This window comes from Sphingomonas sp. PvP018, from assembly GCF_017876865.1.
GTDB classification, from domain to species: Bacteria; Pseudomonadota; Alphaproteobacteria; order Sphingomonadales; family Sphingomonadaceae; genus Sphingomonas; species Sphingomonas aerolata.
Window position 1 is genome coordinate 660,257 of the sequence record NZ_JAGIOU010000001.1, and the last position, 14,710, is coordinate 674,966.

Below are 14,710 nucleotides of genomic sequence, written 5' to 3' on the forward strand. Positions count from 1 at the left end.
GAGGCTGTGCCGGGAGAGGAAAGAATGATGCGAGTGCGTTGGCTTTGCGTGGCGGTCGCGGTTGCGATGGCGAGTACGACCGGGGCGCAGGCAGAGGACGGCTACGACCTCTGGATGCGTTACCGCCCCTTGGCGAAAGACGCGGCGACGGCGCTCGACCGGGATGCCGAATCTGTCGAAGTGCGCGGCCAGTCGGCGACGTTGCGCGTCGCCGCGGACGAGCTTCGCCGCGGTCTCGCGGGGCTGACCGGGCACGCTTTTGTCATGGGTCCGAGCCCGCATCCGATCCTGCTGGCGACCTCGGCGGACGCTGATGTCGGCCGGCTCGACCTGCCGCTGAAAGATCTTGGCGACGACGGCTATATCGTGCGGGAGGTGCGTCTGGGTGGCCGCGACGTCACGCTGGTGACCGCGCGTACCGACCGCGGCGTGCTCTACGGCAGCTTCGCGCTGCTGCGCCACATCCAGACCGGCGGGCGGCTCGACCGGATCGCGCTCGCCTCGACACCGCGGGTCAAGCTGCGCGTACTGAACCACTGGGACAATCTCGATGGCGTGGTCGAGCGCGGCTATGCGGGCCAGTCGATCTGGGACTGGTGGACGCTGCCCGACTTCAAGGATCCCCGCTACACCGACTATGCGCGCGCCAATGCGTCGATCGGCATCAACGGCTCCGTCCTCAACAACGTCAACGCCAAACCCGACAGCCTGTCCGCCAGTTATATCGCCAAGGCGGCCGCACTCGCCGATGTCTTCCGCCCCTATGGCATCAAGGTCTATCTGTCGGCCCGGTTCTCGGCGCCGATCGAGCTTGGCAAGCTGAAGACGGCAGACCCGCTCGACCCCCAGGTTGCGGCCTGGTGGAAGGCGAAGAGCGACGAGATCTACCGCGCGATTCCCGATTTCGGCGGCTTTCTCGTCAAGGCCAATAGCGAGGGGCAGCCGGGGCCGCGCGACTATCACCGCAGCCACGCCGACGGCGCGAACATGCTCGCAGCGGCGGTCGCACCGCATGGCGGCATCGTGATGTGGCGGGCGTTCGTCTATGCCGACACCGATCCTGACGACCGCGCGAAACAGGCCTTTACCGAGTTCAAGCCGCTCGACGGCAAGTTCGCCGCCAACGTCATCGTCCAGGTCAAGAACGGCGCGATCGACTTTCAGCCGCGCGAGCCGTTCCATCCGCTGTTCGGGGCAATGCCCAGGACACCGCTGATGCTGGAATTCCAGATCACCAAGGAATATCTCGGCTTTGCGACGCACCTCGCCTATCTCGGGCCGCTCTTCGCCGAGACGCTGGGCAGCGAGACCTTCGCCGGCGGCAAGCGCGCGACGGTCGCACGGATCGTCGAGGGCGGGACCCAACGCCACGCGCTGACCGGCATGGCGGGGGTCGCCAATATCGGCCGCGACCGCGACTGGGCCGGATCGACCTTCAACCAGGCGAACTGGTTCGCGTTCGGGCGGATGGCCTGGGATCCGACGATCGGTGCACAGCCGGTTGCGCGCGAATGGGCTGCGATGACCTTCGGGACGAACCCCGCGATCATCGCGCCGGTGACGGACATGATGATGGGCTCGCGGGAAGCCGTGGTCGATTATATGACGCCGCTCGGGCTCGCGCACGTCATGGCTACGGGCCATCATTATGGCCCCGGCCCGTGGGTCGCCGACCTGAAGCGTCCGGAATGGAATCCGGTCTATTATCACCGCGCGGACAAGGCCGGGATCGGCTTCGACCGGACGCGCACCGGCAGCAACGCCGTCGCGCAATATGCGCCGGAACTCGCCCGCCGTCTGGCCGATCCAGCGACGACGCCGGAGCGTGACCTGCTGTGGTTCCATCACGTGTCATGGGACCGGCCGATGGCATCGGGACGCAGCCTCTGGGCCGAGATGGTCCATGATTATGACCGCGGCGTCGGCTATGTCGCGGACATGCGCGAGCGCTGGGACGGACTGCGCGGCCAGGTCGATGCCGAACGCTGGGCCAAGACCGCGACCTATCTGGACATCCAGGAGCGCGAGGCGCGGTGGTGGCGCGATGCCAGCCTCGCCTATTGGATGTCGGTGAACGGCCGGTCGCTGCCGGCCGGCGCCGCTGCGCCCGCGCATGATCTCGACTGGTACAAGGCGCAGCACCCCGCCTTTGCCCCGGGCAACCCGCAATGAGCGGCCTTATGGAGAGCGCGATGACGGTAGGATCTTCGGTCGCCAGGCCGACGGCGTGGCTGTTGGCAGCATTGCTCGCGACCGGCGCGGATGCCCAGCGCGCCGCGCCGACTGACCGGTGGACCGGGAGTTGGGGCTCTGCGCAGATGGTCGCGACCGGCGACAATGCGCTGCCGGCCGACCGCGCCGGCGCGATCACGCTCCGACAGGTCGTCCGTCTGTCGGCTGGCGGCACACAGGTCCGCGTGCGGCTGTCCAACGCGTTCGGCACGCAGCCGCTCAGGATCGGCGCGGCGCATATTGCCCGGCCGACCGCTCTCGGCACCGCGCGTATCGCGGGCGGCACGACGCTTCGCTTTGCCGGACAGATGACCGCGGTCGTCCCGGCGGGTGGGGAGATCTACTCGGATCCGGTCGCGCTCGCGCTCGCGCCCGGAGCCGACCTCGCCGTCAGCCTCTATCTGCCCGATCCCGCCACGCCACAGACCGGGCATCCCGGTGCGCGGGCCACCAGCTTCACGATCGCGGGCAATCACGTCGCCGACCCGCTTCTCGCAGGCGCGACCGCGACGCCACACTGGTATGCGCTCGCCGATGTCGAGGTGGCGGGGCCCCGCGTAGCCCAGGTCACCGGCGCGGCACGCCCGACGACGATCGTCACGATCGGCGATTCGATCACCGATGGCTATGGCGTCGCCCCGGAACGCAACACCCGCTGGCCCGACATTCTTGCCGAGCGGCTGCGCGAGGCGCCGGCGACACGCGCGCTCGGCGTCGTCAATGCCGGCATCGGCGGCAACCGGATATTGCTCGACGGGCTCGGTCCCAACCTTGTCGCCCGGTTCGACCGCGACGTGATCGCGCGCAGCGGCGTCGGCTGGGCGATCCTGCTCGAAGGGGTAAACGATCTCGGCGTCTTGACGCGCGACGCGCCGGCAACGCCCGAAGACCATGCGGCGCTCGTTGCGCAGCTGACCGCCGGCTTCCGCCAGCTGGCCGACCGCGCGCATGCGCACGGTATCAGGATCATCGGCGGCACGGTGATGCCGTTCGGCGGCAATGACTATTATCACCCGGACGCCGCGCTCGAGGCCGATCGCCAGGCGGTCAACAGCTTCATCCGCAGCTCGGGCGTGTTCGATGCGGTGATCGACTTCGACCGGGTGATGCGCGATCCGCGCCGTCCCGACCGTCTCGCGCCGGCATTCGACTCAGGCGATCATCTTCATCCGTCCGAAGCGGGCTATCGGGCTATGGGTGCCGCGGTGCCGCTCGCGCTGTTCACCACGCCGCAGCGCTGAGCACGCGCCCGGCCTGACAGTCGCGCCGGTCCCCCGCCTTTGCCGCCGGACCGTGCGACCAGTTCGCCCGTTCCTGCGGTTGGTCCGAACCTGCCCGAACAGGCCCTGCCCCCCATTCCAATGACGGGGCAGGTCTCTCCCTGTCTCAAGTATTAAATAATTATATTTAAGTTATTTTATCGGCTATGGCTTTACTGCCACTGTGTCTAAAATACGCGACACAGAATACAGATTACCGTTGACAGTATTCGTACCCATGGTAGCCCTATCACACACCGCCAATAAGAGCGGTTTCGAAAGGGCTGCGGTCATGCCGCAAAGGGGGAGAGAATGATGAGGGGTTCGTCCATACTCAATGCACTCGTGCGTTCGAGTTCGATTGCCACAGTTGCCGTTTGCCTGCTGAATCCGGCACAGGCCTTCGCGCAAATGGCGCCAGGCACCGAGACAGGGTCGCCTGCGACTGCCGCGCAGCCAGCGCTTCCAGCGACATCCACCGTGCAAGACGCAGGGCAGACCGCGAGCCAGGATCCGCAATCGGCCACCGGGGACGAGATCGTCATCACCGGCATTCGCGCCAGCCTTGGTCGCGCTATCGACATCAAGCGCAACTCGGCAGGCGTCGTCGACGCCATCTCGGCCGAGGATATCGGCAAGTTCCCCGACACCAACCTCGCGGAATCGCTGCAGCGCGTCACCGGCGTCTCGATCAGCCGCGCCAATGGCGAAGGCTCGCAGGTTGCCGTCCGCGGCTTCAGCGGCGGCTTCAACCTCGTCACCCTGAACGGCCGCCAGCTTCCGGCGACCAGCATCGACACGAGCACCGGCAACGCGTTTGCGACCGGTACGGGTCGTTCGTTCGATTTCCAGAACCTCGCATCCGAGGGTGTCGCCACGCTCGAGGTCTACAAGACCGGCCGCGCCAACATCCCGTCGGGCGGCATCGGTGCGGCGATCAACGTCGTCACCCGCCGACCGCTGTCGTCGAACGAGAGCGGCCTTTCGGGGTCGATTGGTGCCAAGGGGCTGTATGACAGCTCGGTCGAGAAGGCTGAGGGCGATCTGAGCAAGATCACGCCAGAGCTGTCCGGCCTCATCAACTACAAGAACCCGAACGAAACCTTCGGCGTCAATGTGTTCGGCAGCTATCAGCTGCGCGAATCCGCTTCGGTTCAGTCCAACCCCAATTACTGGAACATCGTGCCGCTGGCCGATTTCCTCAACACGGCGGGCGCCTATATCCGGCCGACGACGGTGATCACCAATCGCCCGACGACCGAATATGTCCAGATACCGAACGACAGCCGGTACCAGTTCTCCGAGAACCGTCGCGAGCGTCTGAACGGCCAGGCCAACATCCAGTTCAAGCCGTCCGACCGCTTCGAAATCTCGATCGACGGCATGTATGCCCGCAACAAGCTGAGCGAAGAGCGTAGCGAGCAGACCAACTGGTTCCAGCGCCCGTTCACCGAAGTCACCTTCGATGACAACAAGCAGATGCAGAGCGCGGTGATCCTCGCCGAGTCGATCCAGGCGGACAAGGGCTACGAGCAGCAGCGGTTCGCGACCAAGACCGAGCTCTATTCGGTCGGTGGCAATGTGAAGTGGGACTTCACCGACAATCTGCGACTGACGCTCGACGCCAACCATGCCAAGTCGAAGACCAATCCGGATAACGCGAACGGAACCTCGGCGACGACGATCTCGATCGGTGCGCCGGTACGCTCCTCGCACAAGGTTGATTTCACCACCGGCTTCCCGCAGCAGTCCGAGACGATCAACGACTGCACCGCAACCAACGGTGGTCGCGGCGGCAACTGCAACAACACGCTCGACATCGCGGATCTGGGCAGCCAGGTCGCGCGGAAGATCACGTCGACCCAGGAAGCCCGGATCAACCAGTTCGGCGGCGACGTCGCCTGGGACCTGGGCGGGGGCAGCAAGTTCAACGTCGGCGGCAATTATATCGACGCGAACATGCGCTCGACCACGGTCAACACGATCCAGACGCTCGGCGACTGGGGCATCACGGATACCGGCCGCGTCGCAGAACTCGCCGGCGATCTTGTCGACACCTTCTGCCTGACCTGCAAGTTCGACAAATATGATCCGAAGTCGACAGGCTCGTCACTGGTCGCCTTCCGCGCCAACGCGGTCGATCTGCTCAACGTCTTCGAGCCTTATTATGCCGGCCGCGGCAACGCGGTCTCGCCGAGCCCGTCCTCGGACGATACCGTCGGTGAGAAGACCTGGGCGGCCTATGGCCAGATCACCTGGGCCGGCGAACTCGGCGGACGCCGCGCCAATGCGCTGATCGGCGCCCGCTATGAAAAGACACGGGTCAAGTCGATCGGCATCCAGTCGGTGCCGAGCGGCATTCGCTGGTCGCAGGACAATGACTTCGCGGTCGATGGCGGGCCGCCCAGCGGCGCCGTCACGGTCAAGGCGAGCTACGACAATCTGTTGCCATCGCTCGATTTCAACATCGAACCGATCGACAACGTCATGGCGCGCGCCTCGTTCAGCCGCACGCTCGCCCGTCCCGACTATGGCAACCTCTTTGCCTCCGTCAGCGCCGGGGCGCCGAACCGCCCGACCGCGCTCGGTGCGGCCCCTGCGGGCGCAACGCGTCAGGATCCGGCGCTGTTGCCGCTGGTCTCGGACAATTTCGACGTGTCGCTCGAATGGTATTACAAGCCGACGAGCTTCGTGTCGGTCGGCTTCTTCAACAAGGACGTCCGCAACTTCATCGGCAACCAGGTCACCAGCGGCAATCTGTTCGGGCTGCGTGACCCGGGTTCGGGCGCGGCCGGTTCGCGCTCGGGTACCGCGCTGGCCTATCTCCAAGCCAACGGCCTCCCGCTCAGCGACATCAACCTGTTCTCCTACACCGCGTTGCTGACGCAGAATAACGGCAACCAGGCGGCCGCATCCGCCGCCTTCCAGAACAATATCGATCCCGCAACGGGTGGCCTGAGGACGCAGTTCGTCGTCGATCTGGCCAATGCGGTCGATATCGTTGCCGATCCCAACGATCCCCTGTTCGAGTTCGCGATCAGCGGCCCGGTCAACAACCGCGAGGGTAACATCCACGGGTTCGAAGTCGCCTGGACCAACTTCTTCGGCCAGACCGGCTTCGGCTTTGCGGTGTCGTACACCAAGGTCAATGGCGACGTGAACGTCGATCCCTATGCCGATCCCAACGTCAACATCTTCGCCCTGACCGGCCTCGGCGACAGCGCGAACCTGACCGGGATTTATGACAAGAACGGGCTTTCGGCGCGTGTCTCGTACAACTGGCGCGACAAATATCTGTCGGGCACCAACCAGGGCGGCAACCGCAACCCGCTCTTCACCGCAGCCTTCGGGACGCTCGACGCGAGCATCAGCTACGACATCGCGCAGAGCTTCTCGATCTCGCTCGAGGCGGTCAATCTGACGAGCGAGCCGTTCCGCCAATATGCCCGCACCGAGACCAATCTGGTCTATGTGCAGGAACTGAAGCCGCGCTTCTATCTCGGCGCACGCTACCGCTTCTGAGCACAGGCCGGCGTGCGCCTCGGCGCGCGCCGGACACCGCATCGGGCAATGGAGGGGCCGCAGCACCGTGCCGCGGCCTTTTCCTGTTGTCCCTTGCCGCCTGGCTGATAGACCCGGACAAAAAGGGACCGGAGCGGATGAACCCCGTACAGATCAACAATATCGATCATGCCGACCTGCGCGTCAGCCCGCGCGCCGGCGCCGCATTCAATGACGCGGCCAATCAGGCGCTGGTCTTCCCCGCCGAATTTGAGGAACTGCAACGCGAATTCGCAATCGTGTTCCGCCGCCGCGACGAGGGTCTTCAGGCCTATGCGCTGCTGGGGCTCGACCGCGACGAGAATCTCTTTCTCACCGACGACCGCTGGACGAGCCGCTACGTTCCCGCCAGCCACCGGCGCGGTCCCTTCTCCATCGGCATGACCCGGTCCGCACAGGACGATGTCGGCGAGGCGATGTTGCAGGTCGATCTCGACGATCCGCGCGTCGGTGACCCGGCCGGCCTGCCGCTGTTCCTCGAGCATGGCGGCAACACCCCCTATCTCGATCACGTCACCGGCGTGTTGCGGCTGCTGTACGAGGGGATGGAATCCGCGCCCGCCGCCTATGCCGCGCTTGACGAAACCGGCCTGCTCGCGCCGGTCACGCTCACCATCGATGTCAGCGATGAGCGCCGCTACACCGTACCCGACGTGCTCGTCGTCGACCTCGAGCAGCTTGCGGCGCTGAACGGCCCGCCGCTCGAACAATTGCACCGCTCGGGTATCCTGCGGCTCGCGATCCTTGCCGCGTCATCGCTCGGCAATATCCAGCAGCTGATTGCACACAAGCAACAGCGGCTCGCGGCAGTCGGTTGACCCCGGTGCCCGCCATCACCCGCCGGACACGCGTGATCGAAGGGGCGGACGCGCGGACCCTGCCCGTCGCCGATCTGATCGCGGAGGGCCGCCCGACGATCCTGCGCGGTCTTGCCCGCGACGTCCCGCTCGTCGCCGCGGCCCGTCAGGGTCCCGCGGCCGCGGTCGCCTGGCTCAAGCAGTTCGATGGCGGCCAGCCGGTGACGGCCTATATCGGCGACCCCGCCATCGGCGGCCGCTTCGGATACACGGCCGACTGCACCGCGCTCAACTTCACCCGCGAGCGCGGGTCGCTGTCCGCCTATCTCGACCGGCTTCTCGCCAGCATCGACGATGCCGCCGCGCCGAGCATCTATATCGGCTCGACCGACATCGATCAGTATCTCCCCGGCCTCCGGGACCAGGCTGTGCTCCCCTTCGGCGACCCCGAACTCATCGAACATCCGCCGCTGGTCAGCATCTGGATCGGCAACCGGACGACCGCGTCGGCGCACCACGACATGTCGAACAACATCGCGGTCACGTTGGTCGGGCGGCGGCGCTTCACGCTCTTCCCGCCCGATCAGGTCGCCAACCTCTATCCCGGGCCGCTCGAACCGACGCCCGCGGGCCAGGTCGTCTCGATGGTCGATTTCGACGCGCCCGACTTCGCCCGCCATCCCGGCTTTGCCGATGCGCTGGCGGTGGCCGAAGTGGCGGAGATGGAGCCCGGCGACGCGCTGATCTACCCGGCCTTGTGGTGGCACCAGGTCGAGGCGCTCGATCCGTTCAACGCGATGATCAACTATTGGTGGAACCCGACGCCGCGCTTCATGGACACGCCGCAGAACACGTTGCTGCACGGCCTGCTCAGCCTGCGCGACCGGCCCGAGCATGAGAAGCGCGGCTGGCAGGCGCTGTTCGATTATTATGTCTTCGGCGATGCGGCGCGCGCGGGCGCGCATCTGCCGGCAGACGCGCGGGGCGCACTCGCTCCGCTGGATGCGATGGCCGCGCGACGGCTGCGCGCCACGCTGTTGCAACGGCTCAATCGATGAAGGGATATGCGATGGATACCCCGCCGAAAACCCGTGTGATCATCGCCGGCGGCGGCACCGCCGGCTGGCTCGCCGCGGCGCTGCTGACGCGACAGCTCGGAGCGCTGGTCGACGTCACGCTGGTCGAATCGGACGAGATCGGCACCGTCGGCGTCGGCGAAGCGACCATCCCCACGGTCCAGGCCTTTCACGCGCTGCTCGGCCTCGACGAGCGCGCGTTCATGGCCGCCACCGGCGCGACGTTCAAACTCGGCATCGCGTTCGAGGGCTGGGCACGCCCCGACGATCGCTATGTCCATTCGTTCGGCGATGTCGGGCGTTCCACCTGGATGGGCGACTTCCAGCATTTCTGGCTCGAAGCCCGCGCCAACGGTCTTGCCGGCGACTTTGGCGACTATTGCCTCGAGCTCCAGGCCGCGGAGGCGCGCCGCTTCACCATCGGCCAGCAGGGTCCGCAGCTCAACTATGCCTATCATTTCGACGCGGGCCGCTATGCCCGCTTCCTGCGCGAGCGCTGCGAGACCGCGGGGCTGACCCGGATCGAGGGACGGATCGCCGGGATCGATCGCTCGGCCGAGACCGGCCATATCGATGCGGTCGTCCTCGCCGACGGATCGCGCGTCGCAGGCGATCTGTTTCTCGACTGCAGCGGGTTTCGCGGACTGCTGATCGGCGATGCGCTCGGTGTCGGCTATGAAGACTGGAGTCACTGGCTGCCCGCCAACCGGGCACTCGCGGTGCAGACGTCATCGGTCGAGCCCGCCCGGCCCTACACCCGCGCGATCGCGCATGACGCCGGCTGGCAATGGCGGATCCCGCTGCAGCACCGCGTCGGCAACGGCATCGTCTATTCGAGCGAGTATCTCTCCGATGATGCGGCCCAGGATCGTCTGCTGGCGTCCGTCCAGGGTCGCCCGCTGACCGACCCGCGCCTGCTGCGCTTCACGACCGGCCGCCGCCTGCGCGCGTGGGAGGGCAATTGCATCGCGCTGAGCCTCGCCGGCGGGTTCGTCGAACCGCTAGAATCGACCAGCATCCATCTCGTCATGACCGCGCTGACGCGGCTGCTCCGCGCCTTCCCCTTCGACGGGATCAGCCCCGCTGTCGTCGCGCAGTTCAATGCGCAGACGCGGCGCGAGATCGAAGGGGTGCGCGATTTCGTCATCCTCCACTATCATTTGAACCAGCGCAACGAACCGTTCTGGAAGGCCTGTGCCGCAATGCCGATCCCCGACACGCTGGCGGAGCGCATCGCGCTGTTTTCCGACGCAGCGCAGGCCTATCAGTCGCCGGACGACCTGTTCCGCGTCAGTTCCTGGACCCAGGTCATGCTGGGGCAGCGGCTGGAGCCGCGCGACTGGCATCGCCTCGCGCGGATGATGCCGCCCGAACGGCTCGGATCGTCGCTCACGGAGCTGAAGGCGGGGATCGCACAACAGGTCGACCGGCTGCCTGCGCACCAGGCGTTCGTCGATCGCTATTGTGCCCAGGACTCGCCCGGAGTGGCGGCATGAGCCTGAGCAAATCCTGACCCAACGCGTCGCCTTAGGTCAGAGATTGGCCTGTTCGTCGGTCGGCAGCTCCGCGTCCGGGCCATAATAAAGCACGGCGCATTCTGCCTTCAGACACCCGCCCTCGATGACGATGTCCTCGCGATAGGCGTCGTGGATGAAGGCGAGCGTATCGACGTGCTTCGCCTCGAAATACATCGGATGCACGTCGTCGCGGCCCGCGCCATAGACGACGCGCCCGACCTTCGACCAGATCGACGCCATCGTGCACATCCCGCAGGGTTGCAGTGTCGAGTAGAGCGTCGCCCCGCGCAGTTCGAGTTCGCCCGTATCCTCGCAGGCGCGTCGGATCGCCATCATTTCGGCGTGCGCGGTCGCGTCGGGAAGCTCGTGCGTCTGGTTGCGTTCGCCCGCGATGATCTTGCCGTCGAGCACGATCACGCAGCCCAGTGGTGAGGTCGACGGATCCGATCCCTTCGACCGGGCGATCGCGATCGCCTCGCGCATCCAGCGTTCATCATCCTGCATCATGGCGTCACCTCCCGGAATCACCGTGTAACGCACGGAAGCAGGTCTTGTTCGCCCGGTCCGGCAGAGCGAGCCCTAAATCGGCGATCGGCCTTTGCCGCCGGGTCAAATTCTTCGAAACGGCTGGGCGAAATCCGCCGATGCGCGTTGTCATCTCGCGTTGCAGGACGGCCGATAGCCCGTCGTGCAGGACCTTTCGCATCCCGAGGAGCCATTGATGCCGACCACTCTCAAAGCCAAGTTCGACACGCGCCGCGAAGCCGAGATGACGGTGGAACGTCTCGTCCAGGAAATGAACGTCGAGCGGACCGATATCTTCATCACGACTGACGGCGCGGACAACAGCGCTGGCGACGAACGCGCAGGTGCCGACACCGCAGGCGATAATCCCACGCCCGCCTCGCGCGCCGATGCCGCACTCGAAGGCAAGATCATCGTCTCGGTCGATATCGCGGACGCCGGGCGCGCCAGCGACATCAAGGCCGCATTCGCCGAGTTCGACGCCTCCGAGGTGGCAGAGCGCTAAACGCCGTGAGGGCGGGGCGGACGACACGGTGTCCGCCCCGCCCCTGCTACCGTCTTTACTCCCTCCCCGACACCATGGAATCCGACATGACCGACACCACCGCCATCATGGCCCGCCAGCGCGAGATCGCGTCCGAACATCTGCTGTTCAAACTGATGGAATATGTCGAGGCGCAGCACCCGGGGCTGCTCGACTTCATGGAAGCCAGCCTCGACCATCTCGGCGACCCGGCGACCGACGAGACCAAGGATGATGCCGGCGTGCGTCAGATCGCCGCGCGCATGATCACCGGCGCGCGCAAACAGGGCGTCGACGCGGGCTGACACGTCCGACGACAGGCCGACGGCGGGGCTGCAAAACGCCTCGCCGCCCCGCCGCTAGCAGGCGTCCTGTCCGCCCAGCACGTCGAGCGCCATGACATGCGCCAGGTGCGACAGACCCTGCGGCAGGTTGCCGAGAAACATGCCCGTCTTCGGATCGGCCATTTCCGTCATGATCCCGACGCCGCGATCGAGCGCCTCGGAAATGCCCGCAAGCGCCGCCTCCGCCCGATCACGCTGGCCGAGTAGTGCGCGTGCCTCGATCATCCAGAAGGTGCACGCTAGGAAACACCCCTCTTCGGCCCACACGTCGCTGTAACGATAGTGATAGGGCCCCGCCCCCAGTTCGCAGTCGATCGCGTCGAGCGTCTTTTCCAGCCGCTCGCGCCCGTCGAAGCCGAACCGCACCGCCAGCGCGAGCGACGCGTCGAGCTTGTCGCTGCCGGGGTAGAAGACAAACGCCTGTTTGGTCTCGGACCAGCATTCATCCTCGATCCACTGCGCGATCCGGTCGCGTTCGCGCGACCAGCGATCGCGGCACGTGGTCGGCAACTGCCCTTGGTCCGCCAGTTCGACCGCGCGCGCCAGCGCCTGCCAGCAGCTGATCTTCGACATGGTGTAATGCTGCGACTTCTCGAGCTCCCAGATGCCCGCATCCTTCTGCCGCCAAGCGTCCGCACACCGGTCCGCGAGATGCGACAACAGCTCGGCGCTCGACGCGTCGAGGATGTTGCCGCAACTGACGAAGCGGGCCGCGGTCTCGAATATGTCGCCATAGACGCCGTGCTGGTTTTGGTCGGTCGCGGTGTTGCCGACCTGCACGGGTTTCGACCGCCGATATCCCGGCACGTCGATTTCGCTCAGATCGGGGACCAGCGCGCCGTCGAGCGTATAGCAGACGCGCGGCCCGTGTTCGGCCAGCCGCTTCAACAGCCAGGTGAATGCCGCCTTGGCCTCCATCTGCGCCCCCGCGGCGAGAAACGCCTTGATCGTATAGCCGGCGTCGCGGATCCAGGCGTAGCGATAGTCGTAATTCTTCTTGCCGCCGATCCCTTCGGGAACCGAGGTGGTCGCGGCGGCTGCGATCGCACCGGTCGGTGAATAGAGCAGCAACTTCAGCGCGAGGACGCTGCGGATGAACGCGGGGCGCCGTTCGCCGTCATAGTCGATCCGGTGCGACCATTGCCGCCACTCCGCGTCTGAAATATCGATACGCTCGTCGATGTCGGCGATCGTCGGCACGACCAGCGGCTCGTCCTCGCCCGCGACGATCGCGACGACCTCGCGCTGCCCCTGCGCGACCGTCATCACGCCCGTCACCGCCTCGTCGGTGCGTTCCACGACGACGCCATCGCTGTGCAGGAACAGCCCCAGCACGCGGTCGACATGGAAGACCGGATATTCGCCAATCTTCGATTGATAGGGGCTCGCCCCGCTGGCCCTGCGTCCCGGGCGCATCTCGATTCTGAACCGGACCGCACCGTCGAGCCCGTCGATCCGCCGTGCGAGTTCGGTCCAGGGCAACCGGCCCGCCGTACCACTGTTCATCGACTCGGTCAGTCGCGCGCGGCCACCGTCCGTGATGAAAAGCGTCTCGAGCACGTTGCTGCCGGGCAGATAGCAGCGTTCGACGGTGAACGGCTCGGTCGGGGTGATGCTGAACCGTCCCCCCTCCTCCGGATCGAGCAGCCGGTCGAACAGCGGCTGAGAATCGAGATTGGGGACGCACCACCAGTCGATCGACCCGTCCGCCCCCGACAGCGCGACCGACCGCCCGTCGCCGAGCGCGCCATAATCCTCCAGCCGCAGATAGCCGTCCTCGCGCACCCCCTCGCGTACATCGTTGCGCGCGGGTCGGGTGGTGGCGCGCAGCACGTCGCTGGCCAATGCGGCAAGGGTCTTGGCCATGGAGGTATCTGTCCGATCGCGTCTTTGCCCCCCACCAAGCCGGTATTCGACGCTGGGGAAGCCGTGGTCGGACATGAACGTCGCGGCGTGCGCCAATATCCCGCCCCGACGCTAATTTCTTGGCAGCAGCCCGCAACGCGCCGACCGGGTCCGCCCGCCGCTCAGAGCGGGGACACGTCCGGCATGAAGATATAGCCGTTGCCGCGCACCGTCCGGATCAGTTCGGTGCGGTCGTGACGCTGCACTTTGCGCCGCAGCCGGCTAATATTGACGTCGATCGTGCGGCCCTTCGCCGGGCCGTCGCTGCGCCCCAGCGTCGCGATCATGTCGTCGCGCGAATGGATCGTCTGCGGTTGCGCCACGAACAGATGCAGCATCTGGAACTCGCCATCGGTCAGCCGGACATTGGTGCCGTCGGGGGCGGTCAGCGTCCGCATCCGGCAGTTCAGCGCCCAGCCCGCAAAGCCGACCAGATCGTGGCTCTGCACAGGACTTGCGGCGCCAACGGGTCGCTCGGTCGCCGCGGGGTCGGCAGGATCGGATGACGCGCCGACGCCCAGTTGCGCGCGTTGCCGCCGCAGGACCGACCGGATCCGCGCGAGGATCTCGCGCGGGCTCGACGGCTTGGTGACATAATCGTCCGCGCCCAGCTCGAGCGCGACGACCCGGTCGATCTCGCTCGACAGCGCGGATAACATGATCACGCGCGGCGGATCCTGGGTCTGGGTCAGCGCGCGCAGCACCGACAGCCCGTCCTCGCCGGGCATCATCATGTCGAGCACGACGAGATCGCAGGGGCGATGCGCGAGCCGGGTCCGCAGCGCGGCGCCGCTCGCCACGGCTTCGGCGCGCAGGCCGTGATCGACCAGAAACCCCGTCAGCAACTCGCGCAGCCCGGGATCGTCGTCGACGATGACGATCCGCGCGCTGTCATCCGCCCCTCGCGTGCCGGCATTGAGATCAGTGCCGGGCACGGCGACGGAAACGCTGTTGGTCAAAATCATGCGCCT

11 protein-coding genes are annotated in these 14,710 nt (G+C 66.3%); 8 read left to right on the top strand and 3 right to left on the bottom strand.

The features are described 5' to 3' along the window. Nucleotides 1–27 precede the first annotated feature (27 nt). The 6 genes from J3A66_RS02755 (at nucleotide 28) to J3A66_RS02780 (ending at nucleotide 10,421) form a co-directional block, all read left to right on the top strand. A complete protein-coding gene (locus J3A66_RS02755) occupies nucleotides 28–2,172 on the top strand; it encodes an alpha-glucuronidase family glycosyl hydrolase (protein ID WP_245336923.1) in 2,145 nt (714 codons plus the stop codon). 20 nt (nucleotides 2,173–2,192) lie between these two features. Then, nucleotides 2,193–3,473, top strand: a complete 1,281-nt coding sequence (locus tag J3A66_RS02760; RefSeq protein ID WP_209566959.1) for an SGNH/GDSL hydrolase family protein — start codon at nucleotides 2,193–2,195, stop codon at nucleotides 3,471–3,473. 498 nt (nucleotides 3,474–3,971) lie between these two features. Continuing rightward, entirely contained in the window at nucleotides 3,972–7,013 is a 3,042-nt protein-coding gene (locus J3A66_RS02765; RefSeq protein ID WP_348633976.1) for a TonB-dependent receptor, read from the top strand. Nucleotides 7,014–7,150: 137 nt separating this feature from the next. Further along, a complete protein-coding gene (locus J3A66_RS02770) occupies nucleotides 7,151–7,870 on the top strand; it encodes a SapC family protein (RefSeq protein ID WP_192097272.1) in 720 nt (239 codons plus the stop codon). A gap of 5 nt (nucleotides 7,871–7,875) precedes the next feature. After that, nucleotides 7,876–8,907 carry a cupin-like domain-containing protein gene (locus tag J3A66_RS02775; RefSeq protein WP_209566963.1) on the top strand — a complete coding sequence of 344 codons (1,032 nt, stop codon included), beginning with the start codon at nucleotides 7,876–7,878 and terminating at the stop codon, nucleotides 8,905–8,907. An 11-nt stretch (nucleotides 8,908–8,918) separates the two neighbouring features. Further along, nucleotides 8,919–10,421 carry a tryptophan halogenase family protein gene (locus J3A66_RS02780; protein WP_209566965.1) on the top strand — a complete coding sequence of 501 codons (1,503 nt, stop codon included), beginning with the start codon at nucleotides 8,919–8,921 and terminating at the stop codon, nucleotides 10,419–10,421. A 36-nt stretch (nucleotides 10,422–10,457) separates the two neighbouring features. Here J3A66_RS02780 and J3A66_RS02785 read toward each other — a convergent pair whose 3' ends face one another. Beyond that, nucleotides 10,458–10,949, bottom strand: coding sequence for a nucleoside deaminase (locus J3A66_RS02785; protein WP_056407967.1), 492 nt, complete (start codon nucleotides 10,947–10,949; stop codon nucleotides 10,458–10,460). Between the two features lie 214 nt (nucleotides 10,950–11,163). On the opposite strand from J3A66_RS02785, the gene J3A66_RS02790 reads away from it, so the two are divergent. Together J3A66_RS02790 and J3A66_RS02795 are read left to right on the top strand one after the other, a co-directional pair. Beyond that, on the top strand, nucleotides 11,164–11,472 hold the full coding sequence (locus J3A66_RS02790) for a hypothetical protein (RefSeq protein ID WP_209566967.1): 309 nt from the start codon (nucleotides 11,164–11,166) through the stop codon (nucleotides 11,470–11,472). An 86-nt stretch (nucleotides 11,473–11,558) separates the two neighbouring features. After that, complete coding sequence (locus J3A66_RS02795; protein ID WP_037528414.1) at nucleotides 11,559–11,795, top strand: hypothetical protein; 237 nt, start codon at nucleotides 11,559–11,561, stop codon at nucleotides 11,793–11,795. 54 nt (nucleotides 11,796–11,849) lie between these two features. Here J3A66_RS02795 and J3A66_RS02800 read toward each other — a convergent pair whose 3' ends face one another. Together J3A66_RS02800 and J3A66_RS02805 are read right to left on the bottom strand one after the other, a co-directional pair. Beyond that, entirely contained in the window at nucleotides 11,850–13,700 is a 1,851-nt protein-coding gene (locus J3A66_RS02800) for a glycoside hydrolase family 15 protein (protein WP_209566969.1), read from the bottom strand. Nucleotides 13,701–13,861: 161 nt separating this feature from the next. Continuing rightward, nucleotides 13,862–14,704 carry a response regulator gene (locus tag J3A66_RS02805; RefSeq protein WP_209566971.1) on the bottom strand — a complete coding sequence of 281 codons (843 nt, stop codon included), beginning with the start codon at nucleotides 14,702–14,704 and terminating at the stop codon, nucleotides 13,862–13,864. Nucleotides 14,705–14,710 lie beyond the last annotated feature (6 nt).